Below are 26,983 nucleotides of genomic sequence, written 5' to 3' on the forward strand. Positions count from 1 at the left end.
TTAGATGTGATATTATGGATACAACCGAAGCAGTATACGACGGCCTGAAGGATGCAGGAATCGATTTTATAGTCAGCGTTCCATGCGTCAATTTGACAAAACTCCTAAACATGATTGATGATGACCCTGAAATCACCCATATTCCAGTCACACGTGAGGAGGAGGGAATCGGAATATGTGCAGGAGCATACCTCGGAGGCAAAAGGCCGGCAATTCTAATGCAGAATTCAGGGTTTGGAAATTCAATAAACGCCCTGAAATCATTGATTGAATTGTATGAAATTCCTTTATTGATGATTATGAGCCACAGAGGCACCGAAGGCGAAAGCATTGTCGGACAGGTCCCTATGGGCGAGTCAACGCCGCTGATTCTTGAAGCCATGGACTTCAAGTTCTTCACACCGCAGACCGCCGAAGCGGCATATGACGACATCAGACTGTCATGGGAACTGTCTGAGGAGGAAGGAAAGCCTGTGAGCATTTTACTGGAGATAAAGTACTGGTGATAACATGGCAAGATATGAAGCTATTTATGAGATTATGGAATACATTGACGATGAACTGGTTATCTGCAACATCGGATTTCCGTCAAGGGAGCTGTATGAAATAAATGACAGGGAAAAGAACTTCTATATGATAGGTTCAATGGGCCTTGCCTCTTCAATCGGACTTGGACTGGCCATGGCAAAACCATATGAGGATGTCGTTGTAATCGACGGTGACGGATCCCTTCTTATGAATATGGGCTCACTAGTTACAGTATTTGCAAACAATCCATCCAACCTTACATGGATAGTCATTGACAACGGAGCCTACGGTTCAACAGGAAATCAGGACACATATGCGCAGGTCGTTGACCTGGTGGATATTGCCCGTGGAGTGGGCTTTAAAAACAGCCATTACTTCGATGACATCAACCTTAAGGAATTCATCAAAAGCGATGATGCAAGCTTCATCGTATACAGAACCGAATCCGGAAATTCAAACGCTCCAATTATAGATATAGACCCTATTACCATCAAGGAAAGGTTCATGGCATCATTTTAACTGTTTAGTTTACTTTAAACTGTTTGACATATCCAAATAATTAATAAAAATCATGCCTATATAATAATATATGAATGATGATGAATTATTCCGTGCCTTGGGCTTTGTGAAAGTTTCGCAATTCAGAATAGACACTCTGAAAGCTATCGGAAATTCCTTCAAGATGCCTTCTGAAATCGCCGGAGAGATTGACCTCACCACATCTCAGGTTTCAAGGATACTGATCGGTTTGAAAAATGAGAATATCGTCTTGTGCATTAATGAGGACATGCGAAAGGGACGCCTTTACAAATGCACACAGTTGGGTATTGAAGTCCTGAAGAATCTATGATTTAGTTCATCTCACTTTTTTCAGTATAGGCTTTTCGACAACAAACCAGCTCATCACCGCAAAAAAGGTAGTCAGAATCCAAACGTAGAGCAGGTATTGCCATACACTGACATTAAGGTTGTTGAAAGTGATAAGAATTGCAATAAGGCACTGTACCGGCCATGCATAGATATATGTTCCATATGATATGTCATTTTCCTTGATGAATCCTGGAGATTTAATCTTAACGGAAAGTACAAGAAGAATATATGTCATTGGAATGGCAATGTATATTCCAGCGGCGTTTCTTGAAAATAATGCCATGCAAACGGTACAGTAAATCAGAGCCAAAGCGAACAGCTTATATGAGAATGCAAGTTTGTCTTTAATCAGATAGACAAATCCTCCTGCAAAAAACATTGAAAAGAGATACAGCCCAAGCTTAAAGTAAGTCAAAGCCTTGCTGGAGCTGTCAGGCATTAAAGTATATGCAATGCCAAGAATAAGATAAATGGCGAAAAGCGCTTTTGGATAGTGGTTCTTTCTGATTCTGGATTTCATCAAAACCGCCATGACGATGGATACGGCAATATAACATCCAAACTCAAAAATCAGCGTCCATATGGAAACATTCCAATTGTCGGCGTTGATGGCTTCAAGCAACGTGCCGATATTGTTTTCAAAGAGGTTCAACGGAAGCGCATAAATGAAAAACCTGGCGGGTGAAGGGTTCAGATTCAAATATGAAAGCAAATCGAAATTGCCGTTAATTATCGTAAATGCCAATGGGGCAAACAGGATTACAATCAGCAAAATGCAAATGAAATATGCGGGATATATTCTCGCCAAACGTTTTTTCAGAAATGTCTTGAAATCATTCTTGATTGCGGATGCCGTGATAAGATAGCCTGATATATAAAAAAAGAAAGGCACTGCAAATGACATGACAACAACAATGGAATTGGGCATGTAACTGTTGATGTCGGCTGCAAATACGACAAACGAATGTTTGATTAAAACGAATGTTGCAAATATTAATCTAAATAAATTCAGGGAATTGTTCCGATTATTCAATTCAAGAAACTTAATTGAAATCACCTACATGTTAGATATATGTTTCTTAGATATAATAATGCTTAGCACAATCATTTCAGGATTTCAAGTAGAACCCCTTTTACCTTTCTGTTGGATTCGGTTTTGAGAATCCTTTCGAGAACAGACCTGTCCTCAACTCTTCTTATTGCCGCAATCCTGACATGGCAGTCACTATGCTTTGCGGCGATTCGGGCAATATAATTCTGATTTGAAATCCTCTCGACAGCGCAAATCATAACCTTGCGGTTTGAATCAGAATAGGCCAGATCGTTCAAGAGCTCATCATCAGAGATTGCTTCAACGGCTTTAAGACGCTTGCGATAGTCGGGGTCGTTAGCGGCAATCTCACTTAAGTCATCATCCGGTTTTTTTCTAGGTTTCATCATCTAGCTCTGCGATTTTTGCATCGAATTCATTGAACTTGCGGGCAAGTCCTGAGAAGTATGGAATGTAAACCTTTGAGAATGTTATCCTTTCAGGGTTTTCGCCCAGTTCCTGAAGCCTGTTTTTGGCCCTTTGGATTTTGCGCTCCACCTCATCATACATCAAATCCCCCGGAAACTCGCCGATGAATACTCCGTCAGCACCGTTTTCAAGCGCATATTTGATGTGTCTCGGCCTTACACGGTTGACGGATATTACCTTGATTATATGAATCGATTCGGGATATGATAATCTGTTGACACCGATATTGTCGGCGGCGGTGTATCCTATATTGTCCAGGAACACAAGTATCATGCGTTCGCCGTCCCTCTTTTTGGACAATGCTCCCTTGATGGTTGCCATGATCTTCTCATCGATGTTGCCGTTTACCGTGATTGCCCTTTGCTTGCATCCGACAAGACATTTTCCGCAGCCTGTACAGCTCATAGGATCAATGTAGATTTCATCATTCTGAATGCTCATTGACTTGTACTTGCAGCGCTCTATGCATTCTCCGCACAGATTGCATCTGTCGTTGTCGATTTCTGCGATGAATGGTTCGATTTCCACACCGCCATAATTGTATTCGTTGACCTTTGCGGCCGCGGCGGTCGCCTGCATGATTGAGTCTGTGATGTCTTTCGGCTCATGTGCGGTTCCGCAGACGAATATTCCCTGAACGTCGGTTGCAACAGGCTTGATTTTCGGATGTGACTCCTTGATGAATCCGTCTTCTGTTGTTCCTATGTTTAGAATCTCAGCTATTTCCTCTGTTCCTTCAGAAGGCTCCATTGCAGTTGAAAGAACAACCATGTCGGCTTCGATTTCAACGAATTCGCCTTTAAGAGTGTCCTCTGTTCTTACAATATAGTTGTCTCCTTTCTTGACAACCTCGCCAGGCCTTCCTCTGAGGAACCTGACCTCGTTTTCCTGGGTGTGCTTGTAGTATTTCTCAAACATTCCGGGAGTCCTCACATCAGTGTAGCAAATCAGGACATCTGTATCTGGATATTTGTGCTTTATGATGTTTGCGTTCTTGAGGGCCACCGTGCAGCATATCTTTGAGCAGTACTTGTGCCCGTCAGGCTTTTCATCCCTTGAGCCGACGCACTGTATCATCACGACACGCTTTGGAACCTCTCCGTTGGATTTAAGCAACTTGCCCTTGGTCGGACCGTTGACTCCGGTGATACGTCCAAGCTCAGATTGCGTTATGACATCATCATAGCGTGCGTATCCGTATTCGGGACGCTTTTCCATGTCGAAGAGCTTGTGGCCTGTGGCAACGATGATTGATCCCACCTGCAGAGGAATCCTTTCGGATTTTCCCCTAAGCCTTATCGCCTTCATGCTGCATGCCTTTACGCAGTTGCTGCATTTGGAACAGTTGTCCATATCTATTACATATGCTTCTGGATATGACTGTCCGAAGGGCCTGTATATTGCCTTTCTCATTGAGAGATTGTCGTTCCAGTCATTGGGAACTTCAACCTCACATGCCTCGGCACACTTTCCGCATGCAATGCATTTCTCGGTGTCGATATAACGTGGGGACTTTTCAAGAATAAGGTTATATGTACCTGCGCGCCTTTCGGCCTCGATGACCTTTGTGTTTGTCAGGACTTCAATGTTTTCATTCCAGACCAGTTCATTTAAAATAGGATTCAAAAGGCACATTCCGCATTCTTCTGCGATTTTAACCGGAGAGAACACCTTTCCTATCTTTGCCATGTGCCCTCCGATTGATGGGGACTGCTCTATAAGGGTGACTTTGGTTCCCTGCTTTGCAAGGGAAAGTGCGGCGTTCATGCCGGCAATTCCGCCGCCGATTATTGCAACCTCATCGGGAGTCTGGCAATAGATAGGGTCCACAGCATCGGACTGCTTTACCTTTTCTATTGAGGCGTTTATCAGGGTGATTGCCTTTCGTGTTGCCCTTTCGCTGTCGGAGTGCACCCATGAGCACTGCTCCCTTATATTGGCCATGTCCATGAGATACGGATTCAGGGGCTTTACATAGTCCTGGAATGTCTTTTCATGTGAAATCGGTGAGCATGCCGCAACTACAACCCTGTCCAGGTCGTGGTCGAATATCGCATCACGTATGATCTTTCGGCCGTTCAGTGAACACAGGTTTTCGAACTGGCCTATGAACTCCACGTCAAGTTCTTCCCTTACCTTATCCAGATCCACAATGTCTGAAATGTTTCCTCCGCACTCGCATAAAAACACGCCAACTTTTAAATCATCCCTCATTTTTTAACCTCCTTCAAATCCTTAACAACAGAATCTATAGGCACGGTGTGTGCCTTGGCACCGATTACCTTATCAAGGTCTCCCCCCATTGCAAGGGCAATGAACTGTGCAATGTTTAGATGGATTGCCCTGAAGCTTCTGCCTTCCCTTTCTGATATCAGATACTGATATCTGTCAAACTGGATATGGCAGTTAGGGCATAAATGAACCAATATGTCCACATCCTCATCCGCTATCGCGTTCATCTTGTCTGCGGTGGCTGTAAAAGACAGGTCAGGATTTGAGTATCTCTGACGAAAGCCAGTTCCGCATGTTGCCCTTTTGTGGTCATACCATCCGATTGTAGTGCAACCGCATTCCTTAATCAGCTCATCCATGACGTTCGGGTCGCGGACCCCTCCGATTGTGTCCTCATAGTGCACCTTACAGTAATGGCATCCGTGGTGGGTTGCAATTGTATAATCGCTTAAGTCATATTTTATATGCTTTCCAATCTCATCCCGCTTGGCATAGAGTATGTCGACCACGTGAAATATATTTTCACTCGGTTTCAAATCGTCCTTTTCGTATTTGAGATGAGACAAGCCGTTTTCATCAAATAATTCGTTAATGTGATTTCTCAACTCGTCCTTCCTGTTGAGCAGCTTGACCGATTTCTTGTTGATTGCATAGCATGTTGCACACATCATGACAAGGTTCGGCCTTCCGATATCCCTTGCAATCCTGAAGTTCCTTGCCCCTATGGCTGATGTGTCAATCTGGTTGAACACATCGGAATAATGTCCGAGTCCTGTACAGCAGGTCTGCTTTTCTGATATTGCATAATCCACTCCCAGCTTGTCGAATACGAATTTTGTGGATGCCTCGACGCCCGGATATTCGACGCTTACAAGGCAGCTTCTGAAAAGCAGTATGTCTTTGTCTGGAACATATTTCATTTGGATTCCTCCTCGGCGGACCTTATCCTTTCGATTTTATCCTTAAAACCTGTTATTGTCAATATTTTGCTTACCTCTTCAATGACGTCTTTCGGCGGCATCAGCGGCGGGTCCAGTTCAAGTTCGCTTCTAATCTCGTCCAGATGCTGCCTGAAATCCCACCATCCCGGCACGTCACGGTCAATGTCTGTAAAGAATATTTCGGGAATCGCCCCGATTGCGGCCGTGAAGTATGAATCGGCAAATCCAAGATACTCATAGAGCTTGTCGTATCCTATGCCCTTGTATACGGCAATCTGCTTTAGAATCTGGTTCACCTCACATACGCTGTTTCCGGCAGGGCATACGCTGTGGCAGGTGTAGCAGTAAAAGCAGTCCCAAAGGGAATCATCCTCTATTATGGAAAGGTCCCCATCGAGCACCCTTTCGATTATTTCACGGGGATTGTAGTCCGAATGTCTTGCAGCGGGACATGTTGATGTGCACATTCCGCATTGCACGCATTTCAAAACCCCCTCATCCTTGGAATTCTTTACGTCATTGATAATCTGTACTGCAAACTCGATTGGAGAGTCGTTTATCTTTTGTTGAATGGACATGGAATCGCCTATAACATAAATTCATTATTTTCAATCATTCTTTTAAGCTTCAGTGATAATTTGTTTGCCCTTAATCTGTCAGACTGCCTGCAGATAATAGGGATATTGACATTTTCGCCGTTGATGTTCAAATCGACGCTGCCGGTATTCATGGCGAACGCGTCGTGCCTGCAGTGGCTTGCACACATTCCGCATCCGAAGCATCGGGCAATGTTTAATTTCCGCTTTGAAAACGCATTGGTAGGACATACCCTTTCGACTGTACATGAATCGCAGTCCTTACATTTCCTTTCATCATATTTGGGTCTTAAATCATAATCTCCCCACATTTCCTGATAGTTGGTATTGTCAAGCGGCAGGTGGCGGCCCTTGATGTCTGCAACAGGCAGGTCAATCATCTCATCAGTGACTAGAAGGTTATTGTAGATTTCCTCATTCAGCACCGGTATGGGTATTGCCACGGTATCGTATACCTCACCGCCCTGGCCTGTCTTGAATCCTCCAAGATAGTATGGATCCATCTGGCACAAATCGGCTGAAAGCATGAGGTTAGGCTTTTCAGCGCTTGACCGGGTCCCGTCTCCCAATATGTATCCCAATGCGCCATTGAGCAATACTTTGCTTCCCTGCTTTATTGCATTGTGTGGTATGTCGTTTTGAAGAGGGTTCAAGTCTCCGCATCCTGAAAAGGTAAGGCCTTTGAGGTTTCCTTCAAGAGGCATTGCAGCAAATATTGATTTGACTTCATCCTTTCCGGGATTTGTGAATGCAGTGTAGTTCTTGAATGCCATACGGGCACCTATTATTTGTCCGCGTGTGATGTCATCCATTGTAATGGTGTTTTCAATTGTCTTTCCTTCGGCGGTTTCGACCCTGACGTCAATCGGTTTTCCTTCAAGGATTTCCTTTAGAAGGAATCCTCCTCCATAGGATTCGTCATATATTGAGTGGGCCGTTCCGTGTAGAATCACGTCAACTGAGCCAAGCCATTCGTTTGGACATGGTCCTGCATATGCCGGAACGCCGTTCATGTATACTTCCTTTGCCCTTATGAAGACTCCAGGTTCTGATATGATGAAGTTGAGTATCGCCGCAGTTCCGCTCATGACGCCGCAGGTTCCGCATGTCACCACATCCACCTCATCAAAAGCCGGAGCGTCTCCCTTTTTGATCAGTTTTTTGAACTCTTCTGCAGTGTAGATGTTTGCCTCGCCGCTTTGGACTTTACGGTTTATGTCATTAATGCTTCTTTCTTTCATAGAAATGCTTCCTTTTAGATTTTGCCTAATGTATCTCCTCTAAGTCCCTGTCTTAGGGTTTCAAGGGAGGTTATGTCATCTGATGAAATGTTACCAAGGTTTACAGTGTTTCCAAGCTTGAGGATAAAGAATACCTGCTGGTCCTTGTTTGGAGCTTCCCATAAAATCCTTGAGCCGTCGAAATTATCCAGGATATAGTCTATCTCGTCTTCCTTGGCATTGCCTGTGCTGTCGAATATTCCAATGTTCTTTCCGCCTTCGCGGGCTTCGACTATGACAAGTGACGATCCGGCATCAAGCTCCTCTTGCATGTATCTGATTCTTTCGTCAAGCGTGAGTTCCTTGTCAAGGTTCGGGTCCTTTTTGCCGACTTCGGACAGGACTTCAAAGCCTTCGCCTTTTGCCATCCTGATGCATTTGAGCTTTTCCTCGTGGGAAATGTTTGTGGAACCGTCTGATATTTCTATGGCCGGAAAACCCAAATCATGAGCCTCATCGAAGAATTCGTCCAGTTTACCGTTCATGTAGGCAAGTTCAAATAGTGTTCCTCCGGTATAGGGAGTGATTTTGTGGGATTTGTACATTTCGACCTTCGCTTTTATTATTTCACGGTCGTGAACTATTGATGTTCCCCATCCGAACTTCAGGTAATCCACATAGTCTCCGGATATGTTCATAAGGCTTTCTGCTGTTTCAAGGCCCAAGCCCTTGTCCAGAACCATTGTGATTCCGCAGTCCCGAGGTTTTTCAGGCCTTTTTTTAGATAAGAATTCAAAGGATTTCAAGATATCACACGTGTTAATTTTTAATTTTTTTAATTATATATAAAATAAGTAGTATATAAAAGTAATTAACACTTTTGATTTTAAAAAAAATAAAAGAAGTTATTCCGCATAGAGTTCCCTTTCAGATCTTCTTACAAGGTCTGATAAAGAGTTGCGGACATTTTCCGGAATAGGGTTGTCTTCCCTATCGGAAATAATCTCTGAGATAATTTTACATAAAACAAAAATGGCATGCTTATGCTCGGCCTTTGTCTTGTGAATATGATGAGGACTGATTTTCAGGGTGATGTATTCACTGCAGTCATTGCTAATCTGGTCATCTTCAGCTAAATATTTTAGAACATAAACTAAGAACTGGTGCATTTGTATCATTTCGTCTTTATACATAGATATCTAACCCTTATCTAACTAATTTCAGTTAGTTAAAATATAACTCCTTAATTATATACATTTATATTATTAAGTAATAATATTTAAATTTTGCATTCAAAATAATAATGGTAAATAGAATAATTCAAATAAATTTAAATTTTATTCACATGAAATTTAGATGTTTCGACGATTTTCGGCAATTTTCCAACAGTTGCAACATAATCATCCGAAACAATAAGGACCCCCTCAAAAAGATCCCTGTAACCATCCGCCGCATCGGCAGCACTTGCAACCTTCTCTTCGCCGTCCACGCCATTTACCTCATTGGCAATCCTTGTTGCAAGACCGTCTGCAACGGAAGGTGACCTTGAAACGACGCTGACGCTGTCGGATGAGCCGAAACTTATGGAATGGCCAATCCTTCCCGATGACGTGCAGATTCCTAACGGGCTTTTTCTTTCCCCGATTTCAAATGCCAGCCCATTTCCCAGAACCTCATTTCCTGAATATATTCCGCACAAGACCTTACGGTCATTGACAAGTGCAATGTCACCTCCGTTTTCAACAATGGAATGGCGGGAGCCCCTTTCAATGAGATATTCAAGAGACATTTCAGAAATCGTTCCGGCAACACAGGCCATCGGCCCGACATCACATAACGCTGATGATTCACACATCCTCTCAACAATACTGGCCATACCATCACCGGAGGCTTCAACAGGTTCCAGACTGTATAGGAAATCCTGATTGTGGGCGATATGCATTTTCAAATCCGTGCGTATAGATTTGATGTATTCTGCCAGATGATGATTTTTCAAATCACTCGTAAGTCTGATGTGTGTTTGCGCGATGTCTATCTGCATAATTAATAATTAAACTTTTATTTATTAAAATTATATCTATAACCATGAAATCCTTAACCAAAATGCTCTGTTTAGTTGATGGTGAACATTACCTGCCAGTCACACAAGAAGCAATCGACACATTAAACAACCTGGAACACATCGACATCAAAGGTGCCGTTTTCATTGGAGGAACAGAGAAGCTTCGGGACGATTCAGAGGAATCCTATTCCGTAAAGCTTGGAATTCCCGTCCAATTTGCAAAAGGAAAGGACATACCATATGATATCATTGTGGAGATGATCCGCAAATATGAAATCGACACAGTCTTTGATTTGAGCGACGAGCCAATACTGGACTATCCCAAAAGATTCAAAATCGCATGCAAAGTTCTAAATGAGGGAATATCATATGAGGGCCCGGACTTCAAGTTCGAGCCAACCACACAGTATGACATAATGGAAAAGCCGTCAATCACAATTCTTGGAACCGGAAAAAGAATAGGAAAAACTGCAGTTTCAGGTTTCGTTGCAAGGCTCATTGACAAAAACGGCTATGAACCGTGCGTTATCGCAATGGGAAGAGGCGGACCTGAAGAGCCTGAAATCGTTCACGGCGAAGAGCTTGAAATCAACGCCAAATTCCTGCTTGAACAGTCCGAAAAGGGAGTTCACGCTGCAAGTGACCACTGGGAAGATGCCCTTATGAGCAGAATCCTCACCATCGGATGCAGACGCTGCGGCGGAGGAATGGCAGGCGAAGTCTTTCTTACCAACATGAAAAAGGGAGCGAAACTTGCCAATGAAGTGGCCTCCAGATTCGCGATATTTGAAGGAAGCGGAGCTGCAATACCTCCTATAAAGACCAATAGGAAAATAGCGCTTATCGGAGCAAACCAGCCTATCGAAAACCTGACCACCTACTTCGGACCATACAGGGTGGGACTTGGAGACCTGGTTATTCTGACAATGTGCGAAGAGCCTATGTGCAGCGATGAGAAAATAAGAAAAATAGAAGAGTTTGTCGGTGAGATAAACCCTGAAGCGGTCGTAATATCAACGGTCTTCAGGCCGAAACCGCTGGAAAGCATTGAAGGCAAAAAGGTGCTTTTTGCAACAACAGCACCTGAAGAGGTTAAAGACAAGCTAGTGGATTATCTTGAAGAAAACTTCAACTGCGAAGTCGTCGGCACAACCGCACACCTGTCCAACAGGCCGCTTTTACGTGAAGACATGCAGAAATATATGGATCATGCTGATGTCATGCTGACCGAACTTAAGGCGGCTGCAGTGGATGTTGCAACAAAAGACGCCATAGCACACGGGCTGGATGTGGTCTATTGCGACAACATTCCTGTGCCTATTGATGATTCATACCCTGATTTATCTGAATCCGTCATTGAACTGGTGGACTCAGCCATTGATGATTTTAACAAATCATCATAATACTTTTTTTTAGGACATCATTATCATGAATGATATGAACCATACGATTACCGCAACCAATATTACGAATTTTGCGTGTTTTTGAGCGTTTGCGGAATCCTTTCTGGTGTATAAATATATACCTGCTATCAATCCGAAAAGCGGGATTAGTATTGCAAGGATATAACCTATAATGACTGCTGCCATATGGTCATTTTCAGCTGCTGGCTGAACGTTGCTTGGCTGCAGGTTTGTCAATTCCTTTCCGCAGTTTTTACAAAATTTTGAGCCTTCCGGCTGTTCCTCTCCACATGATGGGCAAAACATTATTCTTCCTCCTTTTTGAATATTCTTTCTGCCAAATCCTCTTCGGATTTGTAGAAATTGAGTTTCAGTATTCTCTGTAGTGTTTCAGGTGCCCCAAGCAATTCCATCATCTGGTTCCATGGAATGAAGACTTTTTTGGCATCCTGCTCATGACATAACTGCAAGGTTTGGGGTAACTTTCCCTTACTTGAGTCTGTGAGTATAACTGTAGCGTCATCCAAACTTTGGTTTCTTTTAATGGATTCATCAGATACAAATTCCGCTACTTTAAAATTAATACTTTCGCCGTCACCCATCAAATTCTCAATCACTTTTTCATTATTTTTGACACTTAGTTTGAAGATGTCGCCGTCTATGAAATAGACTTCACCAACATCGCATGAAACATCCAAAAGTGAAGAGAAATTCCTGGCCTCCTCATAAATATCGGCTTCCTCATCGGGAAACTCCGGAAAGACATAACCTGACCTGTCCACGAAGTCGCTTTCGCCGGCGATGATTTTCAAAAGGCGGACTATTTCCCTGTTCTGCCTTTCGATATTCTTATTAATTCTAATCAATTCAGATAATTCAGACATGATTATCTATTTATCCAATATAATTATTAAAATTTGTTAATTGAAAGAACCCCATTATGAAAAAAATAGTAGGCTGTAGAAGATAACAGGATTCTTTCGACCATCACCAATTTGTAGGGATTGTCTAGGGCCAACAATCCCAGTTAATAATAAGATGGTCAAAACATATATATTTTTTGATTTAAAACGATTACAATATTCCAAATTAAAAATAAATTAACATAAAGAAGGCAATTATAAAGGGAACATGTAATAAATGGAATTGGACAGCTTCTCGTCATTTGCATATCTTTCAAATCCGAGCGAATATCTCAAAAGGGTAGACCTTGGAATCAGGACATTGTCACTTTCGGGGTTGAGCACTATTCCGTCCATGTCTTCGCTCAAGACGAAATTGACAAGCATCGCAAGGTTTATCACCTGCGAATACCTGAACTTGGATGAGCCGACAAGTCTCATCTTATCCTCGCTTGAAAATATGCATGCATAAACTCCGCCGACCCTGTCAGTGTACATCTGGGCCATCGGGCCTATGTCCATAAGAGATACGATTCCGTTTTCAGATTTGGGCGAAAGATCAACGTCTGAAACCATCATGGCAAGCAACGTTGATTTGGACATCTCTTCAAAGAGGGCCTCGAAATCGCCGATGTTGTTGGGATTTCCAATGAAATCCTCAAGATTGGGATTTCCTGAATGTCTCATTTCACCTATTTCCTCTTTGGAGTATGTGTCGGTTGTGTAGAAATTGGTTTTTGGAACGTTTTTGATGTCGAGAACGAAATTCCTGTCAAATACATACTTTTCAGTTGCGGGATTGATGATATATCCGTCAAGGTCGCTTGTAAGGAGAATGTTTCGGTAAAGCTCGAAGGAGTTTTCCATAAGCTCGATATCATCCGCGTCAGCGAAGAACTTGTCAAACTCATTTTTGTCTGTGAAAAGGGGAGTCAGCCTCATGCCCTCATCCTCATAGATTATGAAGTTCAACGTGAACTCGTCCCTCTTGGCGGGAATGAATAAATTCGAATATCTAAATTCATTGACAAGCCTTGATTTCAAGTCCTGCGTAAGCTCATTGTTGTTGAGGAATATGTCCTCCAACACCACTCTCAAATGTTTATGATTTGCCATTGGAATTATTTTGTTTGACCAGATATTTAAAATCATCCGGCATGAATTTGGAGTTCAGGATGAAATCGCCGATTCTTGAATCAATTAAATATGTCCTGCAGTAGTCCTCCTCAAAGCGCATTCCCCTTCCATATGTCTGAATCAGGGAAAGGGCGGTCTTGTAGTTATACCAGTCCTCATCGGCATTTGCCCGAAGCCTTATCTGCTTGTCTGCCAAATCAGGATACGGCAGCTTGAAGATGATTTGAAAGCGGCACAAATCCCCAGGAAGGTCAACCCCCTCATTCATTGAGGGCGACACCAGAACCAAGGGCCTTGCTGAATTCCTGTATTCCTCAAGCTGTTCGGCCCTATTTTTCGTGTTATGTTCAATCAGCCGGGCGTCATTGAGATTGTCAATAAGATAATCCTTGCATGCGGTGCTGACTGTGTGGATCAGTCCCTTTTCATCCCTATGATATTCAAGAATGGACCTGATTGCGTCAACCGTTTTGGGGGCGTTTTCTTTGATTGTTTTGTGTGAAAGCTCCAGGTCGCTGCAGCTTCTGATGGCGTTTCTTTGCATGTCAAAGGGGCTTTTGCGCCTTATTGCATATATCTCATCAGCCCCGATGCCGAGGCATTTTGAGAAGAACTCATAATCAAGTATGGTTGCGCTCATGAGAATGCACACCTCCCCATACCTAAACATTGCATTTTTGGCGTAATTGTCAATTTTAAGCGGCTTGAACTCAATCAGATTATAATCCCTGTCATAGTCAAACACCCAGCTGTAGGGGTCCTGCGTGATGTTTTCGACAAAACGGTTGCAGTCGCTTATCTCGTTTTTCATAAACGACTTCTTTTCAATCAGATGAGGCACATCGACATCCCTTATCTTATCATACTCATGCTGGTATTCGTCCCTGATTTCGCCGATGAACTGAAGCCAGACGTCAAAATCCCCATTGTCAAGTTCATAGAGAATGTCATCGCCCACTTCAATGTTGAGATGCTCCTTCAAGTCATCGATTGAAAATTCAAGCTTCAATTGGCTCATTATGGTGTTTTCAAGGTTATGGGCCTCGTCGCATATAAGAAGTTCGCGCTTTTTGAAATCCCTGACGTAGTTGAGCTCCAGAAACATGTAATGGTAATTTGAGATGACCGTCTTTGCGTTTAGGGCTGCGTTTTTCTGGCGGTAGTACTCGCATGTTCTTATGGCGTCCTCGCATTTAAGCCCTTCCAGTATGCATCTGCCTTCATCGCAGGTTCGGGCGGGGTCTCTTGTGCATGTGAAGTTGTTTCTTCCTTTTACAAGTTTCAAATCCTTAAAATCAGACAGGTACTGTTCCTGCAGCTGTTTTGTGACGGTAAGTATGTATGAAGAATCGAAAATTGAGGATAATGTATATGCTATTGCGGATTTTCCTGTTCCCGTGCCCGCTTCAAGGACAATGTATTTAAAGCCCCGGTCGATTGCGTCGATGATTTCTGAAATCGTCTCCAGCTGGTCGCGTCTTGGAGCCGTGAAGGGGAAGTGCCTTTCTGCTTCGGGGTCTATTTTTGAATAACTGCTGTACTGCCACATCTCATTATTAGTTTAGTAAAAGGATAGTATATAAATCTGATTAGAGAGCATTTGGAAAGTATTGTTTTTATTGGTCATAATCCTTGACGGATCTTATAAGCTCATCCATCTGGCTTATGACATTTTCGACATCACCGTTTTGCGATGCGTCTTCGCTTAAGAGAAGCTCATTTATCAAATCTTCCAGCCTATCGTTGATTGAATCCAGAATTACTATCTTGGCCTCCAGCTCTTCGGCGATTCTTGGCGAATACTCGTCTGCAAGCTCAATCATTGTATATGCTGTTTTTGACTGCTTTTCAAAGATTTCCTTTGACCTGTCGACGCCTCCGATAAAACGGGTGTAAGTAAGCTGAGGCGGTTCAAAGCGCTTTTCAATCATGTCCCGTGCTGATTTTTCCTTAGCCCTGAATCTTTGTGACTCCTCATCCAGCCGCCTTTTGTAGTCGCGATATTCATCAATGACCTGCTTTCTGATTATCTGTGGCTGCGGCTTGATATTAGGGGTTTCAATTTTGACAGGTTCCCTTTTAGGCTGAATCTGTTTTGTAGGCTGAGGATTCGGATTTACAATCTTGTGTATTCCATAACCTATGAAAAATGCAGGAGTCTCAAATACCAGAGCAAAAAGGATTTGGGTAAACAGCACAAGTTCAGGCAGTGTCAGTGCATATGCGAAAAACAGGAGAAATATCAGATGTGAGATTATCTTTGTCTTTGAAAGGGCATATCCACCGTCATTGTTCTGCCAGAAAAACAGGAAATGAATCAGGTCCTGGCCAAGGCCGAAGTCATTGTTGTCGATTTTTGGCTGTGATGGTTTTTTAATCATCTGATGAAAGGCAAAGCCAAGAACGTATGTCAAAAGAGCAAATACCACTGCAAAAAAGAGAATTCCTCCCGGAGCATTTGAAAGAAGCGCACCGAGCGAAAAGATTAGAAATACTATTATCGCAGCGACTTTTGATTTTGAAAGTACGTATTTTCCGCCATAGTTCCAGTAGAATAATCTGTGGACAACTGAGTTGTCCACTGTTACTATCTCATTTTGATTTCTGAAGCTTTTAGATCTGCAGTAGGGACAGAAATTGTCCTCATCCTGCACTTTCCTTCCGCAGTTTGTGCATATCTTTGACATTCCATTTCACTCCTCAACCAGGAAATCCTCATATGTTAATGTGTTAAGCTCATCATCGGTTATGTTTTCTTTCGGCGCCAGCCTGTTTGCCTGTGCCGTTATGACCTCTTCAAAGAAGTTTCTAACCGCACGGCCGTTTGCAAAGTTTGAGGACTTGTGCTCATACATCTTCTCAAAGTACTGCCTTGCATAGTCATCCGCCGGCCCGTCAAGCGACAGATTGGCATCTCCGCACAAAAGCATGAATATGTCATAGAGTTCCTCTGCGGTATAGTCGTCGAAGTATATGAACTTGTTGAACCTGGACTCGAGACCGGGATTTGAATGAAGGAAGCGGTCCATCAGGGCAGGATATCCGGCAACGATGACAATGAAATCGTCACGGTTGTCCTCCATTGCCTTGAGAATCGTGTCTATTGCCTCCCTTCCGTAATCGTTTTCTGAAGTTGAAGCAAGGGAATAGGCCTCATCGATGAAGAGTATTCCTCCAAGGGCAGTGTCTATCACTTCCCTTGTCTTGATTGCGGTCTGGCCGACATACCCTCCCACAAGGCCTGACCTGTCGGTTTCAATGAGATGGCCCTTTGAAAGCAGACCTATCTCATGATAGATTTTTGAAAGAAGCCTTGCAACAGTGGTTTTGCCTGTTCCGGGATTTCCGCTGAAGACCAGATGCAGGCTCATTGGAGGCTGGGCGATTCCGCGCTCCTGCCTAAGCTTTCTTATGCGGACAAGGTTTATCAGGGAATTGACATCCCTTTTCACATCCTCAAGGCCAATAAGCCTGTTGAGCTCATCGAGATATTCGTCAAGGGAATGCCTTTCGGCCTCCTCGACAGGTTTCGGAATCTGCACTGTTGTGCCGTCATCCTCAAGAAGGTAGTCTCCAAGATTGTCCCTTAAATCATCTATAAAATCAGTGTATTTGTCCAAAACGTCCTCGTCAAGCTGGCCGTCGACTGTTATGAAGAATTTACCGAGGAACCTGTACGATTCGAAAAGCTCGCTGCATGACTTTACGCCGGTCATGTCAAAGTTTTGCGCAAACATGTCAAGCTCATGAAGGCATTCGAATGACTCAGGCAGGCCGTCGGCCTTTTCGCCTGAAAGATTCATGATGTCATCTCTTGTGTATGATGAGTCTAGAAGCTCGTTTATGAACGACAGTTCATTGTCCGTGACGACGCCGTCTCCAAGGCCTAAAAATGAGAAATATCTGAAAAGGTCATCGAGGACTATGACATCAATGCCTGTGTCGAGGGCGCTGATTTTGGGACAGTAATCCCTTATCAGTTCAATGTCGAGAGTCCTTACTAGAAATGTCACATTCGACAGGTGGCCTTTCAGTGCTGACATGTCCAGCTTATCGGTTTTCATGCCGCAGTCGGGACATGAGGCTTTCGAGTTGTCCAAAACTTTTCCGCACTTGGTGCATATGGTCCATTCCAACATAACTATTCACATTACTATGTTGACCTTCAGAAGTAATATAACTTGTGATTAAGCCTAGAATGTGAATGCGTAGAATGTCGCCGATAGATACTTCGGATTTTCCATGATTTCAGGATGGTTCTCATATATGTCAAGAAGGACGTTTCGTGGCACATGGTAATCGTCGATGCCCGGATTTATTATAAGCCCATCGAGATCGTTTGTGAGTATGAATCCCAGAATCTTATCGAATGATGTGACCTGGCAGTAGTAATGGATTCCTGCATCCCTGTCGCAGGTGTCCCTTATAGCTCCAAGGTCTGTGAAAAGAAGTCCGTACTTGTTCATGCCTTCGCTTTTAACGCTCAGGTTGAATCCTCCGACCTCAAGGGTTGAAAGGATTCCGTCATTGGCGAGATTGCTCAAGTCGGTGTGGCTTGAAACAACGTTTAAAAGCACGGAGCCGGAAAGCACCCTTATCAGGTCATCGAACCTGTTGAAATTGGAGTCGTTGCGTATAAAGCTTACAAGAGCCTCGTTTTTGACAGTGTGGGCAATCTCTTTCAGCTCGAATGCGTCATATATCTCATCATCATCGACAGCCGGTTTTGCCTTGACTCTAAAAACGTCGGTGAAGCTTCTTTCAACGAAGATCTCTTCCGTGTCCGGGTTTATCACACATCCGTCAAAATCGCAGTCCGCAATTATCTCTGCAAAGAAGGGAAATCCGTAATTCTTCAGGTCCTTTTCTCCCCTGTACTCTTCAGGCGATGTGTACAACGGCAAAAGCTGCATTCCGTCATCGGATTCTAGATGGTCGAAGTTGACCTCCTCGCCTTCAAACTCGGCCGGAAGGTAGAGTTTTGACACCTTCAGCTCGAGAAGGAAGGAATGGTAGAGATCCTTAGGCGGATTGTTGTGGGCATTTGTGAAATTTCTTATTTCTGATATTTTTGTCTTTAGATGCTTGTTAGATGAACTCATTATTTACTACTCTATTTTTGGTAATTTATAAAACTTGTTAATAAAAAGGTGCAACAGATAATAATGCATTATACAAGATAGTCTTTCAGATTAAATAAAACCTATAATCATGGCAGAGAGAATCACCGACGACGAAATGTGGGAGATGATAGGCTTCATCAAGGTTTCAGCGATAAGGCTCAAGACCCTGAAATCCCTTAAATCCACATTCCTCATGCCTTCAGAGATTGCAAAGCTCACCGGCTACAGAACCACACAGATTTCCAATGCCCTCCATGACTTGAAAGAAAAGAAACTTGTCAAATGCATGAACGAAGAGGCAAGGAAAGGCCGGATCTATCAAAACACCGAACTGGGCCTCGCCATACTGAAGATGCTCGACGAGGATTGAAAGCCAAAGCACTTTTCCATCCCTTTTTAAACAACTTTTTTGCCTAATGTTTTCCACAGGCAAAATCATATGATTATATATTAATCATCATTTTAATAATAATTTTCCACATCTTTGTAACCTTTTCACCCGCCGACCCTGTGTCCGCACTGGGTGCAGAACTCGCTGTCCGAATCTATCTTGACGCCGCAGTTGGTGCAGTACACATCGTCGCTGTATATTATTGCCTTTCTTGCCTCATACTCCTCTTCGGATATCTCGCCGTCCTCATAAAGGCCCAGCAATTCCAGAAGGTCGTCGATTTCATCATGCTTTTTGTGGGCGATGTTGTCCTCTAGGATTTCCTTTAGGGCAACGGCGCTGTCCTCGTTTATCTCAAAGACTGTCTCCTCATCATCGGGAGAGACTATTGAAAGGCGCTTTTTGGACCATCCACCTTCACTGATTTCGATTTCATCCATCTGGCTGTAGGCAATCCTTTTGCCTGTTTCCTCAATTGTGATTGCGTCATGGTCGAGAAGCAGGTCGCAACCTAGGGTTTCGCCGTCCTTATCTATGTTGATCCAGACCCTTCTGTTTTTGAATATGGTCTCCTTCTGGCGTTGGATGAGGGCAAGCTTAAGGTCGATGGACTGCTTTGATGCCTCAAACTCCTCAATCAGGTCCTCTGTAAGCTCGTCCTCATTCATGTTCAGCCTTTTTGCCTTGAGGAATTTCAGGAATGCCTTGTTCGGAGAGCCGAAAATGTTAAGAAGACCATGCTCTTCGAGAAGCTCGCCATTTTTGGCGTAAGTTTCGTTTGAGGAGTTTGTGAAAAGGTCTTTCAGTTCCATGGTTATATGTTTATAAAAAAAATAAATAAAGTTTTAGATATTTGAGAAAATATCACTCATAATCATCAGGGTCAACGTATCCCAATTCCTCCGCATCGTCGAAATCAAGCATGTCGTCGCCGAAATCGTCGATGTCATATATGTCCCAGTCGGGACTGTCTGACAAGTCTGAGCCACAGTTCTCGCATGTCGCCCTTGAAGGGTCGTTCAGGTGTCCGCATACGCTGCATGTTATCATCACATCACCTCATCATTCGTTGTCAGGCCATCCGCAGTTATAGCAGTAGTCCTCTTCCTCAAGAGGCTCGCCGCAAAACGGGCATTCGCCGTAATCTTCATCTTCCATTATCTCACCACCAATATTTAGAACAGATTGTCGAAATCTATTCCATCCTCAACCGCGATTCCGCTTCTCATCTTTTCAGCCGAATTATATGCGTCATAGATTGAGTATCCCCATACTATAAGCCAGGTGATCCATCCTATCAGTATCATCATCAGAATGCCTGACGCAACGGCCGCAAGGAAAAGTATTATTCCCTTCCTGTTCAGTCCCAGATAGATCTGGCCCAGTCCGACAATGAAAAAGGACAGGACTGCCGCAAGGCCAGGACTTTTATCCGTGCTCATTACGGTTGCGCTGGCTGTCCTTGGCGCCCTGTCTGTTGGAGCGCCGCATTCCGGGCAGAATTTGGTTGCCTTCGGCATTTTAAATCCGCAGCTGGAACAGAATTTTGTGCCGGTCAAATCCTCTTCAATGACGATTTCAGTTCCGCAGTTCTGACAGAACTTTGCCTCGTCTCTGACTTCCTCTCCACAATTTTTACAGGTTACCATCTGTTTTCACCTCAATATATGATTAGTTTTATTTTAAGTAATTTTCAATGAAATTATTAAATGCAATATTATCAACAAAACCAGCGCTGTAAACAATTCCTGCCCTTTCATATCTTCTGTAATAAGTCTGCAGGCTTGATTCATATGATGCCGCCAGTTCCTTATCATGTTTTTCATTGGCAAGCCTTTTACATGCTGACGGGATTATATTGGAACATCTGTAAGATCTTGCCCTTGTCCTTTGGCGGTTAGGTTCATAATCTTCTGATATTGAAACAACTCTATAAACAATCCTTGAATTTTTCAGGAAGTTTCTGATGTCGAGATACTCGACCGTATCCTTGTTTTTCTCATAGTACTCCTCATAAATCAATGGAAGAGCAATCGTTACTGTTTCCAACGGTTTTGCTGCAAGACCGTTCAGCATTCTGTCCGAATATTTCGATAGGACCTTATCCAAAAGGAAGATTTCATGTTCTATTTCCTCATTGAAATTCTTGTTTTTCAGATTGTCAACGACTTCGACCAGTGTGCATTTGCTGGAATTTCTGCAAAGCAGGTCTCCCTTAAACTCGATTAAAAAAATGAAGAAATTGTTATTTTCTTTTTTATACCATATTGCATCGGTCGTTTTCGGAGTTATCATTAAATTTCCATCTTTAAAAATATTGCAGGAATGGCAGATGTCATCCAATGCATACATTTTAAACTCGTTTTTGCCGCCTTCCATCGGAAGGATTGAGATTCCCTTTGCATTTTCAGCTATTTCATAAGCTTTTTTGTAAAACTGGGGAAACGATTCCAGGAATTTTACAAATTGAGTTTCTTCAGCTGTTAATGACATGCTTACTCCTTGAACAATATTTTGGCCTTGAGCTTGTCCAACTCGTCATATGGTCTTGTCAGATTTTCATAAACTTCACCCATGTTTTTCGGGCTGATTTTTTTGAAGTTGTATTTACCATTACTTTGTTTTTGAGTTAAATAGAAATTCGTATCCCTTAATAAATCATAATACTGTGAGTAAAGTGAAATTGCCTCGATAAACATTGGACTGTGTGAGTTTAGATATATATGAATGTTTAACTCTTTTGCAAGCAGAACAAGTATTTCAGCATATTTTATTTCCCATTCAGGGTGTAGGCTTGATTCCGGTTCGTCAATGATTAAAAAGGAGTTTTCTTTCAGTTTATTGTTTTGAAGAAGGATTTGTATTATTCCAATTTCCTTAATTCCCGCTGAATATAAACTGTCAGTTTTTATGATTTCACGAATTTTAGACAATATTTCTGATGAATTACTGCCTTCATCTTCTAAAGCTTCCTTGATGTGAATGATATGATCAACTCTGAAGATTTCCAAATCCTTCAAATCCAAAATAGATAAATTATCAATATAGAAAATATCAGATGGAATAAAATCACTTTCAAATGTTATTTTACTGTCTTTAATATCCTGTAAATCTTCACTATCCATTAAGAAATCGAAGGATTCATCGTCTTTTTCTGATTTTAAATAACAATATAATAATTTAGAAATTGTTGATTTGCCACTACCGTTAACTCCTCCAACTACATTGATTTTAGCTATGTTAATATCAGCGAGGTTTATTGAACGAACATCCTTTAATTTTAAGTTGAAATTATTCATAACTCTCAATCCAATATAATGATTATTATATATAACAATTTGTATCAAAATTATTTAAAATTGATGATTATATTTCAAAACAAATTTATAATTAAAGTTATTATAAAGTATTAAATAAGGAGTTATATTATGAATAAACTTTATTTATCAAAATCCGACTATTGTAAATGCGTGCAATGTGAAAAGATTCTCTGGTTAAATAAATATAAATCAAATACTTCAAAATCTGAGAATAACGAGTCAATTTTTGAAAAGGGCAGACAAGTGGGTGACCTTGCAAAGGGATTGTTTGGCGAATATGAAGACATCCCATATGATAAAAAACATAGCGTAAGGATGGAAAAAACAAAAAAAGCACTTAAAAATAAAGTTAATATCATTACAGAAGCCTCCTTTATTTATGATAACAATTTTTGTAGTGTGGATATCCTGAAAAATGATGTTGATGGAGTAGAAATATATGAAGTGAAAAGTTCTACAAAAATCAAGGATGTGTATGTGGATGATGCTTCATACCAGTACTTTGTCTTGTCAAACCTTGGCTTTAACGTGAAAAAGGTATGCATTGTTTACATAAACAATGAATACGTCAGATACGGAGAATTAGATATAGAACAATTGTTTAATATTGAAGATATAACAAGCGTAGTTTTGGAAAAACAAGCTGAAATAAGAGAGAATATTGATTATATCAATGATTTTATGGAAAGATATGATGAGGACAATGAACCAGATTCTCAAATAGGAATGAAGTGTTTTGATCCATATTCCTGTGAATTCTGGGGTTACTGCACAAGAAATCTGCCAAAACCTAATGTTTTTGATGTAAGTGGAATGTATAAATCCAAAAAATTTGAAAAATACTATGAAGGCAAGATTTCATTTGAAGATTTGGAAAATGAAAAGCTTAACCCCAAATACCTGGAACAGATTGATTTTGAACTGAATGACAGGGAAGCAAAAATAGAAAAGGAAGCCTTGAGGAGTGTACTGGATTCTCTTAATTATCCATTATATTTCATTGATTATGAAACCTGTCAGTATGCAATTCCAGAATTTGAAGGAACAAAAGCATACCAGCAAATTCCATTCCAGTATTCATTGCATATCATTAAAGAAGATGGGTCAGTAGAACATAAAGAGTATTTAGCACAAATTGATGATGAAAATATTATCAGAAACTTTGCAGAGAGTATGATTAATGATTTATCTGAAAATGGTAGTGTAATTGTCTATAATAAAGGTTTTGAAGCAGGGCGTAATCGGGAAATTGGAGAAATGTATCCTGATTTGAAAGATGAGATTGACAGAATTAATACCAATATGGTTGATTTTATGGTGCCATTTAAAAACAGGAACTATTACACAAAAGAAATGGAAGGTTCATATTCTATTAAATATGTTTTACCTGCATTGTTTCCAGATAATCCAGAACTTGATTATGATAATCTGGACCTAATCCATAATGGTGGTGAAGCATCAGAGGCTTTTTTGAGTTTGAAGGGAAAAATTTTAGAAGAACAGGATGAAATAAGAAAATGTTTGCTAAAATATTGTGAACTTGATACTTTTGCTATGGTAAAGATATGGGAGAAATTTAAAGAAGTTACAGACGGATAACTAATTTAAGAAGTTAAATAAAAAAAAGAATAACTATTTAGAATAGTTATTCTAATAAAAATGCATAATCAATTGCTTGTTTAAAACTAGGATTGTCCATTATATTTGAAAAGGTTAATAAAAAGCTTCTTGGAATGAAATAATCATCTAAACCTGGATTAATAATTACCCCTTCCATATCACTTCTTAACACGTAGTCAAAGAATTCAGAAAGTATTGCTATTTGATAATAATAATAAAATTCCGAATTATAATCCATAGTAGCTAAAATAGCATCTTTACTTGTGAACAATATTCCAAAGGTTTCTTCATCATTACCGGTATTGCAAAGTTCAAAACCTCCGACGTCTTCTCTAAATATTACTCCGTTACTTAGATAATTTTCTAGATTTTCTGCACTAACTATAACATTAAGCAATATGGATTTAGTTAGTTCCATCATTAATCCATCAAAAATTTCATCATATGAATTTCTAATGAAATTTACTAAGGAGTCATTTGTGGTATTTTCAGCAATATTTAATAATTTATCTGGACCATATCCGCTAAAATTATCATTAATTGAAAATGTTGGTCCTAATGATAAATTATTTAATAAATCAGAAGGTATGAAGAAACTTTCACTAGCTAGATTAATTATTATTCCCTTAAAATTATTTTCATTTACTAACTCAACATAAAATCCAATATCATTAGGAATTGGATTATAATCTGAATTTAAACCGTTATCCTTAACATATTCCTCATCATCAGTGTATAATGGAATAACTCTCTCACCAGCATCATTTGTTAAATTTTCTGAAATTAATTCGTCCCCTTCAACAATGCCTGGAATTAATAAATTAGACACCCTTAACTCACCAATGAATTCTACGAATAAATCTTCTGGAGGTTCTTGACCTTTATCTAAATAATTTCCAATATTATTTATGATTATTCTCAAATGATTATTAGTTACATAGGATTCCTGCATTATTCACCTCTTAAATATTAATGGCCTGAACATGATTTAATTCATTGAATTCCTCTAGATTTTCTTGGATATATCCACTTTCAGATTCAAGATTGTCATATAAAATTGTTGAAAGTACAATGTATTTATCCCCCTTATACTCAACAACTTCTAAAAGACCACACAAATCAGTATCACGATCAACAAAAGCATAATAATTACCTTCATAGTATTCAAAACCATAATTATCATGATTTGTTAAGAAAAGTGCTTTTGAAGCATCATCGTATTCATAAACAATCATACCTTGGCCCATCTCATTGATATAACCATTACCGTCTTCCATTTTTTCAAATGTATTTGGGTACTTAAAATCATGCACATTCGCGGATGAAACAAAACCCATTGTAAAAATTAATAAGATTAATACAATACATATTTTATTAAATCTCATTTTATGTCCCCCACTTATTTCTTACTAACCAAAATATCTGTTTATTAGATATGTATCATCTCTTTCTTTAAGTAATTTACAAGCATCAGTGTATGTTGGTGGGAAATATTGCTGAATGCTTGAAGCATTCAAATTACCAGTCTTATTCATATTATGCAATGTTTTTAAATCATATGGATAATTACATTGAGTCATAATGCTTGGGAAAATATTTGCATCATTCATACTAACACATTGAACCGGTTTAACACCAGGATATGCTTTGATATCTGAAACATCATATAATCCATAACTATGAGGTGATACTTCTCTTGAATAATCTACAGGATTATAACATGTTATAACATAATCTTTTCCATCTACATTACATTTCATTATACTACCATACATATCATCCTTTTTAATTCCATTAGGATTTCCTTCTTCTTTTATTTCTAATTTATAACCATTGCTTTGATTACTAATATAAGTAACTACACCAGATTCATTACTTTCTAATTTAAAACTTTCTGCAACAACTATTTTTGGTTTATTCGATTCTGCCATATACATTCCAACACCAATTACAACAATTACTGCGATTATTGCAACTAATGCCACAATTATTATCTTTTGATTTTTTTCCATAAAATCCCCTATTCATTATCATCAGATTCAATTAATTTAGTACCACAACTTGGACAAAACTTAGTATCTTCAAATAAACCTTGTCCACATTCAGAACAATATTTATCATATTTTATTGTATTATTAACAATAGAATTCATATTTTGACTATTAATTGAAGTTTTATTCTGCTTTGTTTCAATTGTTAATAAATATGCACAGAATAAACCATAAATACATAAAATTATCTGAAGCAGATTTGCAATAAACATTTTTGCAACATAACCATCAGGAAACATATATGAATCTGGTAAATATTCTGTAATAACAACACTAAATGCTGAGATTCCAACCAACAATAATAACAAAAGTATTATCGCTGAAATGATTCCTAAAATTTTATTATTTTTTATGCTTTCACTAGGAATTACAAGAAAAATCGCAGGGAAAATTAGCAATAAAACATCCCCCAAACCGATATTTGGACTGCCAATTGCCCAAAAAACAAATGCGAGAATAAGACCCGCTACACCAATACTTGTTTTATTTTCATATGTTATTTTTGATTTAAAATCATCTATATTACTCATTCAATTCCCTCTTTATAAATCTGTTTTAAAATCAACTTAATTAGTTAACTGATTATTCAATGGTAAAGAATACAGTTATCCATTAATGATTTTTTTAAAAGATTAACAAAATACCCTAAATTATATTTAAAAATTTATTATCTTTATTATATAAATGTTGTTAATAAAATGGTATAACTATTAATTAAAATAGTTTAAATTTAGGCTTTGTAGAAATCCTCATTTTTCTTGTATTTGAGCGGATCGATAGATGTTGTAGATTGTGTTTTTGAGTTTTGTTTCTTTGTTTGATAATTGTAGGCTTCTGCTTCTGTTTGTTCCGTTGAATATTCTTTTTATTACACTAAATATTGATTCTACATTATTTTTTCTTGAATACATGTCTTTGTTGAATGTGTTTTTACTTTCAAGCCGATAATGTCCTGTTTTTGCTCGTGTTTTTAGTGGTATTTGATCTTGTGCTTTTGCTTCTTCGTTTATGCATTTCCTGATGGGTTCTGTGTTGTATGCTCTGTCTGCTAATATGTATTTTGGATTA

32 protein-coding genes are annotated in these 26,983 nt (G+C 40.1%); 6 read left to right on the forward strand and 26 right to left on the reverse strand.

Annotation, left to right across the window (positions count from 1 at the left end; translation table 11 throughout):
• Positions 1 to 14: 14 nt before the first annotated feature.
• The 3 genes from comD to IJF99_RS02175 all read left to right on the forward strand — a co-directional run bounded on the left by comD (position 15) and on the right by IJF99_RS02175 (position 1,378).
• Complete coding sequence (comD, locus tag IJF99_RS02165; RefSeq protein ID WP_292791481.1) at positions 15 to 506, forward strand: sulfopyruvate decarboxylase subunit alpha; 492 nt, start codon at positions 15 to 17, stop codon at positions 504 to 506.
• Between the two features lie 4 nt (positions 507 to 510).
• The gene (gene comE / locus IJF99_RS02170; protein ID WP_292791484.1) at positions 511 to 1,047 is read left to right on the forward strand and encodes a sulfopyruvate decarboxylase subunit beta; all 537 of its coding nucleotides are present in this window, start codon (positions 511 to 513) and stop codon (positions 1,045 to 1,047) included.
• Between the two features lie 70 nt (positions 1,048 to 1,117).
• The gene (locus IJF99_RS02175) at positions 1,118 to 1,378 is read left to right on the forward strand and encodes a MarR family transcriptional regulator (RefSeq protein WP_292791487.1); all 261 of its coding nucleotides are present in this window, start codon (positions 1,118 to 1,120) and stop codon (positions 1,376 to 1,378) included.
• A gap of 6 nt (positions 1,379 to 1,384) precedes the next feature.
• Here IJF99_RS02175 and IJF99_RS02180 read toward each other — a convergent pair whose 3' ends face one another.
• From IJF99_RS02180 to IJF99_RS02220, 9 genes are all read right to left on the reverse strand, one after another.
• The gene (locus tag IJF99_RS02180) at positions 1,385 to 2,455 is read right to left on the reverse strand and encodes an acyltransferase (protein WP_292791490.1); all 1,071 of its coding nucleotides are present in this window, start codon (positions 2,453 to 2,455) and stop codon (positions 1,385 to 1,387) included.
• 47 nt (positions 2,456 to 2,502) lie between these two features.
• The gene (locus IJF99_RS02185; protein WP_292791492.1) at positions 2,503 to 2,835 is read right to left on the reverse strand and encodes a hypothetical protein; all 333 of its coding nucleotides are present in this window, start codon (positions 2,833 to 2,835) and stop codon (positions 2,503 to 2,505) included.
• Positions 2,825 to 5,131: a ferredoxin:CoB-CoM heterodisulfide reductase subunit HdrA gene (hdrA, locus tag IJF99_RS02190; protein WP_292791494.1), complete on the reverse strand. Its 2,307-nt coding sequence runs from the start codon at positions 5,129 to 5,131 to the stop codon at positions 2,825 to 2,827. Before hdrA ends, IJF99_RS02185 begins: the two co-directional genes overlap by 11 nt.
• On the reverse strand, positions 5,128 to 6,069 hold the full coding sequence (gene hdrB, locus IJF99_RS02195) for a ferredoxin:CoB-CoM heterodisulfide reductase subunit HdrB (protein ID WP_292791496.1): 942 nt from the start codon (positions 6,067 to 6,069) through the stop codon (positions 5,128 to 5,130). Before hdrB ends, hdrA begins: the two co-directional genes overlap by 4 nt.
• Positions 6,066 to 6,668, reverse strand: a complete 603-nt coding sequence (hdrC, locus tag IJF99_RS02200; RefSeq protein WP_292791499.1) for a ferredoxin:CoB-CoM heterodisulfide reductase subunit HdrC — start codon at positions 6,666 to 6,668, stop codon at positions 6,066 to 6,068. Before hdrC ends, hdrB begins: the two co-directional genes overlap by 4 nt.
• 8 nt (positions 6,669 to 6,676) lie before the next feature.
• The gene (locus IJF99_RS02205) at positions 6,677 to 7,927 is read right to left on the reverse strand and encodes a methanogenesis marker 16 metalloprotein (RefSeq protein ID WP_292791502.1); all 1,251 of its coding nucleotides are present in this window, start codon (positions 7,925 to 7,927) and stop codon (positions 6,677 to 6,679) included.
• Positions 7,928 to 7,941: 14 nt separating this feature from the next.
• Positions 7,942 to 8,712 (reverse strand): phosphosulfolactate synthase, encoded by a 771-nt coding sequence (gene comA / locus IJF99_RS02210; protein WP_292791505.1) that lies wholly within the window; start codon positions 8,710 to 8,712, stop codon positions 7,942 to 7,944.
• Positions 8,713 to 8,811: 99 nt separating this feature from the next.
• Positions 8,812 to 9,099, reverse strand: coding sequence for a UPF0058 family protein (locus IJF99_RS02215; protein WP_292791507.1), 288 nt, complete (start codon positions 9,097 to 9,099; stop codon positions 8,812 to 8,814).
• A gap of 137 nt (positions 9,100 to 9,236) precedes the next feature.
• Positions 9,237 to 9,947: a UPF0280 family protein gene (locus IJF99_RS02220; RefSeq protein WP_292791510.1), complete on the reverse strand. Its 711-nt coding sequence runs from the start codon at positions 9,945 to 9,947 to the stop codon at positions 9,237 to 9,239.
• Positions 9,948 to 9,991: 44 nt separating this feature from the next.
• On the opposite strand from IJF99_RS02220, the gene IJF99_RS02225 reads away from it, so the two are divergent.
• Positions 9,992 to 11,371 carry a 2,3-diphosphoglycerate synthetase gene (locus tag IJF99_RS02225; RefSeq protein WP_292791513.1) on the forward strand — a complete coding sequence of 460 codons (1,380 nt, stop codon included), beginning with the start codon at positions 9,992 to 9,994 and terminating at the stop codon, positions 11,369 to 11,371.
• Positions 11,372 to 11,380: 9 nt separating this feature from the next.
• On the opposite strand, the gene IJF99_RS02230 is transcribed toward IJF99_RS02225, so the two are convergent.
• The 7 genes from IJF99_RS02230 to IJF99_RS02260 form a co-directional block, all read right to left on the reverse strand.
• Positions 11,381 to 11,677 (reverse strand): zinc-ribbon domain-containing protein, encoded by a 297-nt coding sequence (locus IJF99_RS02230; protein WP_292791516.1) that lies wholly within the window; start codon positions 11,675 to 11,677, stop codon positions 11,381 to 11,383.
• Positions 11,677 to 12,255 (reverse strand): hypothetical protein, encoded by a 579-nt coding sequence (locus IJF99_RS02235; RefSeq protein WP_292791517.1) that lies wholly within the window; start codon positions 12,253 to 12,255, stop codon positions 11,677 to 11,679. The genes IJF99_RS02230 and IJF99_RS02235 overlap by 1 nt, the downstream gene beginning before the upstream one ends.
• Positions 12,256 to 12,489: 234 nt before the next feature.
• The gene (locus IJF99_RS02240) at positions 12,490 to 13,389 is read right to left on the reverse strand and encodes an SseB family protein (RefSeq protein ID WP_292791519.1); all 900 of its coding nucleotides are present in this window, start codon (positions 13,387 to 13,389) and stop codon (positions 12,490 to 12,492) included.
• A complete protein-coding gene (locus IJF99_RS02245; protein ID WP_292791522.1) occupies positions 13,376 to 14,959 on the reverse strand; it encodes an ATP-dependent DNA helicase in 1,584 nt (527 codons plus the stop codon). The genes IJF99_RS02240 and IJF99_RS02245 overlap by 14 nt, the downstream gene beginning before the upstream one ends.
• A gap of 67 nt (positions 14,960 to 15,026) precedes the next feature.
• Positions 15,027 to 16,097 (reverse strand): zinc ribbon domain-containing protein, encoded by a 1,071-nt coding sequence (locus IJF99_RS02250; protein WP_292791525.1) that lies wholly within the window; start codon positions 16,095 to 16,097, stop codon positions 15,027 to 15,029.
• A gap of 6 nt (positions 16,098 to 16,103) precedes the next feature.
• Complete coding sequence (locus IJF99_RS02255; protein ID WP_292791529.1) at positions 16,104 to 17,549, reverse strand: AAA family ATPase; 1,446 nt, start codon at positions 17,547 to 17,549, stop codon at positions 16,104 to 16,106.
• Between the two features lie 54 nt (positions 17,550 to 17,603).
• On the reverse strand, positions 17,604 to 18,512 hold the full coding sequence (locus IJF99_RS02260) for an SseB family protein (RefSeq protein ID WP_292791536.1): 909 nt from the start codon (positions 18,510 to 18,512) through the stop codon (positions 17,604 to 17,606).
• A gap of 109 nt (positions 18,513 to 18,621) precedes the next feature.
• On the opposite strand from IJF99_RS02260, the gene IJF99_RS02265 reads away from it, so the two are divergent.
• Positions 18,622 to 18,903, forward strand: a complete 282-nt coding sequence (locus IJF99_RS02265; protein ID WP_292791539.1) for a MarR family transcriptional regulator — start codon at positions 18,622 to 18,624, stop codon at positions 18,901 to 18,903.
• Between the two features lie 125 nt (positions 18,904 to 19,028).
• On the opposite strand, the gene IJF99_RS02270 is transcribed toward IJF99_RS02265, so the two are convergent.
• The 5 genes from IJF99_RS02270 to IJF99_RS02290 form a co-directional block, all read right to left on the reverse strand.
• Positions 19,029 to 19,736: a zinc ribbon domain-containing protein gene (locus IJF99_RS02270; protein WP_292791542.1), complete on the reverse strand. Its 708-nt coding sequence runs from the start codon at positions 19,734 to 19,736 to the stop codon at positions 19,029 to 19,031.
• Positions 19,737 to 19,788: 52 nt separating this feature from the next.
• The gene (locus IJF99_RS02275; RefSeq protein WP_292791546.1) at positions 19,789 to 19,974 is read right to left on the reverse strand and encodes a hypothetical protein; all 186 of its coding nucleotides are present in this window, start codon (positions 19,972 to 19,974) and stop codon (positions 19,789 to 19,791) included.
• A 125-nt stretch (positions 19,975 to 20,099) separates the two neighbouring features.
• Positions 20,100 to 20,573 carry a zinc-ribbon domain-containing protein gene (locus IJF99_RS02280; RefSeq protein ID WP_292791548.1) on the reverse strand — a complete coding sequence of 158 codons (474 nt, stop codon included), beginning with the start codon at positions 20,571 to 20,573 and terminating at the stop codon, positions 20,100 to 20,102.
• Positions 20,574 to 20,601: 28 nt separating this feature from the next.
• Positions 20,602 to 21,417, reverse strand: coding sequence for a hypothetical protein (locus IJF99_RS02285; protein ID WP_292791550.1), 816 nt, complete (start codon positions 21,415 to 21,417; stop codon positions 20,602 to 20,604).
• A 2-nt stretch (positions 21,418 to 21,419) separates the two neighbouring features.
• Positions 21,420 to 22,223, reverse strand: a complete 804-nt coding sequence (locus IJF99_RS02290) for an AAA family ATPase (RefSeq protein WP_292791553.1) — start codon at positions 22,221 to 22,223, stop codon at positions 21,420 to 21,422.
• A gap of 129 nt (positions 22,224 to 22,352) precedes the next feature.
• Between IJF99_RS02290 and IJF99_RS02295 the strand changes: the two genes are divergently transcribed.
• On the forward strand, positions 22,353 to 23,843 hold the full coding sequence (locus IJF99_RS02295; protein ID WP_292791555.1) for a DUF2779 domain-containing protein: 1,491 nt from the start codon (positions 22,353 to 22,355) through the stop codon (positions 23,841 to 23,843).
• Between the two features lie 46 nt (positions 23,844 to 23,889).
• Here IJF99_RS02295 and IJF99_RS02300 read toward each other — a convergent pair whose 3' ends face one another.
• The 5 genes from IJF99_RS02300 to IJF99_RS02320 form a co-directional block, all read right to left on the reverse strand.
• The gene (locus IJF99_RS02300) at positions 23,890 to 24,816 is read right to left on the reverse strand and encodes an SseB family protein (RefSeq protein ID WP_292791557.1); all 927 of its coding nucleotides are present in this window, start codon (positions 24,814 to 24,816) and stop codon (positions 23,890 to 23,892) included.
• Between the two features lie 10 nt (positions 24,817 to 24,826).
• Complete coding sequence (locus IJF99_RS02305; protein ID WP_292791559.1) at positions 24,827 to 25,249, reverse strand: hypothetical protein; 423 nt, start codon at positions 25,247 to 25,249, stop codon at positions 24,827 to 24,829.
• Between the two features lie 24 nt (positions 25,250 to 25,273).
• Positions 25,274 to 25,876 (reverse strand): hypothetical protein, encoded by a 603-nt coding sequence (locus tag IJF99_RS02310; protein WP_292791561.1) that lies wholly within the window; start codon positions 25,874 to 25,876, stop codon positions 25,274 to 25,276.
• A gap of 8 nt (positions 25,877 to 25,884) precedes the next feature.
• The gene (locus IJF99_RS02315) at positions 25,885 to 26,445 is read right to left on the reverse strand and encodes a hypothetical protein (protein ID WP_292791563.1); all 561 of its coding nucleotides are present in this window, start codon (positions 26,443 to 26,445) and stop codon (positions 25,885 to 25,887) included.
• 219 nt (positions 26,446 to 26,664) lie between these two features.
• Positions 26,665 to 26,983, reverse strand: a 319-nt coding sequence (locus IJF99_RS02320; RefSeq protein ID WP_292791566.1) for a transposase, incomplete at its 5' end; no start/stop codon positions are given.

Source organism: Methanobrevibacter sp. (assembly GCF_017406825.1).
Taxonomy (GTDB): domain Archaea; phylum Methanobacteriota; class Methanobacteria; order Methanobacteriales; family Methanobacteriaceae; genus Methanocatella.

Excerpts from the sequence above, each read along its gene's own strand:
- IJF99_RS02260 (WP_292791536.1), bottom strand. The coding sequence starts at position 18,512 with ATGAGTTCATCTAACAAGCATCTAAAGACAAAAATATCAGAAATAAGA.
- IJF99_RS02280 (WP_292791548.1), bottom strand. The coding sequence starts at position 20,573 with ATGGTAACCTGTAAAAATTGTGGAGAGGAAGTCAGAGACGAGGCAAAG.
- IJF99_RS02205 (WP_292791502.1), bottom strand. The coding sequence starts at position 7,927 with ATGAAAGAAAGAAGCATTAATGACATAAACCGTAAAGTCCAAAGCGGC.
- IJF99_RS02310 (WP_292791561.1), bottom strand. The coding sequence starts at position 25,876 with ATGGAAAAAAATCAAAAGATAATAATTGTGGCATTAGTTGCAATAATC.
- IJF99_RS02255 (WP_292791529.1), bottom strand. The coding sequence starts at position 17,549 with ATGTTGGAATGGACCATATGCACCAAGTGCGGAAAAGTTTTGGACAAC.
- IJF99_RS02240 (WP_292791519.1), bottom strand. The coding sequence starts at position 13,389 with ATGGCAAATCATAAACATTTGAGAGTGGTGTTGGAGGACATATTCCTC.
- IJF99_RS02275 (WP_292791546.1), bottom strand. The coding sequence starts at position 19,974 with ATGATAACATGCAGCGTATGCGGACACCTGAACGACCCTTCAAGGGCG.
- IJF99_RS02300 (WP_292791557.1), bottom strand. The coding sequence starts at position 24,816 with ATGCAGGAATCCTATGTAACTAATAATCATTTGAGAATAATCATAAAT.
- IJF99_RS02285 (WP_292791550.1), bottom strand. The coding sequence starts at position 21,417 with ATGTCATTAACAGCTGAAGAAACTCAATTTGTAAAATTCCTGGAATCG.
- IJF99_RS02290 (WP_292791553.1), bottom strand. The coding sequence starts at position 22,223 with ATGAATAATTTCAACTTAAAATTAAAGGATGTTCGTTCAATAAACCTC.
- hdrA (WP_292791494.1), bottom strand. The coding sequence starts at position 5,131 with ATGAGGGATGATTTAAAAGTTGGCGTGTTTTTATGCGAGTGCGGAGGA.
- IJF99_RS02305 (WP_292791559.1), bottom strand. The coding sequence starts at position 25,249 with ATGAGATTTAATAAAATATGTATTGTATTAATCTTATTAATTTTTACA.
- IJF99_RS02295 (WP_292791555.1), top strand. The coding sequence starts at position 22,353 with ATGAATAAACTTTATTTATCAAAATCCGACTATTGTAAATGCGTGCAA.
- IJF99_RS02225 (WP_292791513.1), top strand. The coding sequence starts at position 9,992 with ATGAAATCCTTAACCAAAATGCTCTGTTTAGTTGATGGTGAACATTAC.
- IJF99_RS02265 (WP_292791539.1), top strand. The coding sequence starts at position 18,622 with ATGGCAGAGAGAATCACCGACGACGAAATGTGGGAGATGATAGGCTTC.
- IJF99_RS02270 (WP_292791542.1), bottom strand. The coding sequence starts at position 19,736 with ATGGAACTGAAAGACCTTTTCACAAACTCCTCAAACGAAACTTACGCC.
- IJF99_RS02230 (WP_292791516.1), bottom strand. The coding sequence starts at position 11,677 with ATGTTTTGCCCATCATGTGGAGAGGAACAGCCGGAAGGCTCAAAATTT.
- comE (WP_292791484.1), top strand. The coding sequence starts at position 511 with ATGGCAAGATATGAAGCTATTTATGAGATTATGGAATACATTGACGAT.
- IJF99_RS02215 (WP_292791507.1), bottom strand. The coding sequence starts at position 9,099 with ATGTATAAAGACGAAATGATACAAATGCACCAGTTCTTAGTTTATGTT.
- hdrB (WP_292791496.1), bottom strand. The coding sequence starts at position 6,069 with ATGAAATATGTTCCAGACAAAGACATACTGCTTTTCAGAAGCTGCCTT.
- IJF99_RS02220 (WP_292791510.1), bottom strand. The coding sequence starts at position 9,947 with ATGCAGATAGACATCGCGCAAACACACATCAGACTTACGAGTGATTTG.
- IJF99_RS02245 (WP_292791522.1), bottom strand. The coding sequence starts at position 14,959 with ATGTGGCAGTACAGCAGTTATTCAAAAATAGACCCCGAAGCAGAAAGG.
- IJF99_RS02175 (WP_292791487.1), top strand. The coding sequence starts at position 1,118 with ATGAATGATGATGAATTATTCCGTGCCTTGGGCTTTGTGAAAGTTTCG.
- IJF99_RS02185 (WP_292791492.1), bottom strand. The coding sequence starts at position 2,835 with ATGAAACCTAGAAAAAAACCGGATGATGACTTAAGTGAGATTGCCGCT.
- IJF99_RS02235 (WP_292791517.1), bottom strand. The coding sequence starts at position 12,255 with ATGTCTGAATTATCTGAATTGATTAGAATTAATAAGAATATCGAAAGG.
- IJF99_RS02250 (WP_292791525.1), bottom strand. The coding sequence starts at position 16,097 with ATGTCAAAGATATGCACAAACTGCGGAAGGAAAGTGCAGGATGAGGAC.
- hdrC (WP_292791499.1), bottom strand. The coding sequence starts at position 6,668 with ATGTCCATTCAACAAAAGATAAACGACTCTCCAATCGAGTTTGCAGTA.
- IJF99_RS02315 (WP_292791563.1), bottom strand. The coding sequence starts at position 26,445 with ATGAGTAATATAGATGATTTTAAATCAAAAATAACATATGAAAATAAA.
- comD (WP_292791481.1), top strand. The coding sequence starts at position 15 with ATGGATACAACCGAAGCAGTATACGACGGCCTGAAGGATGCAGGAATC.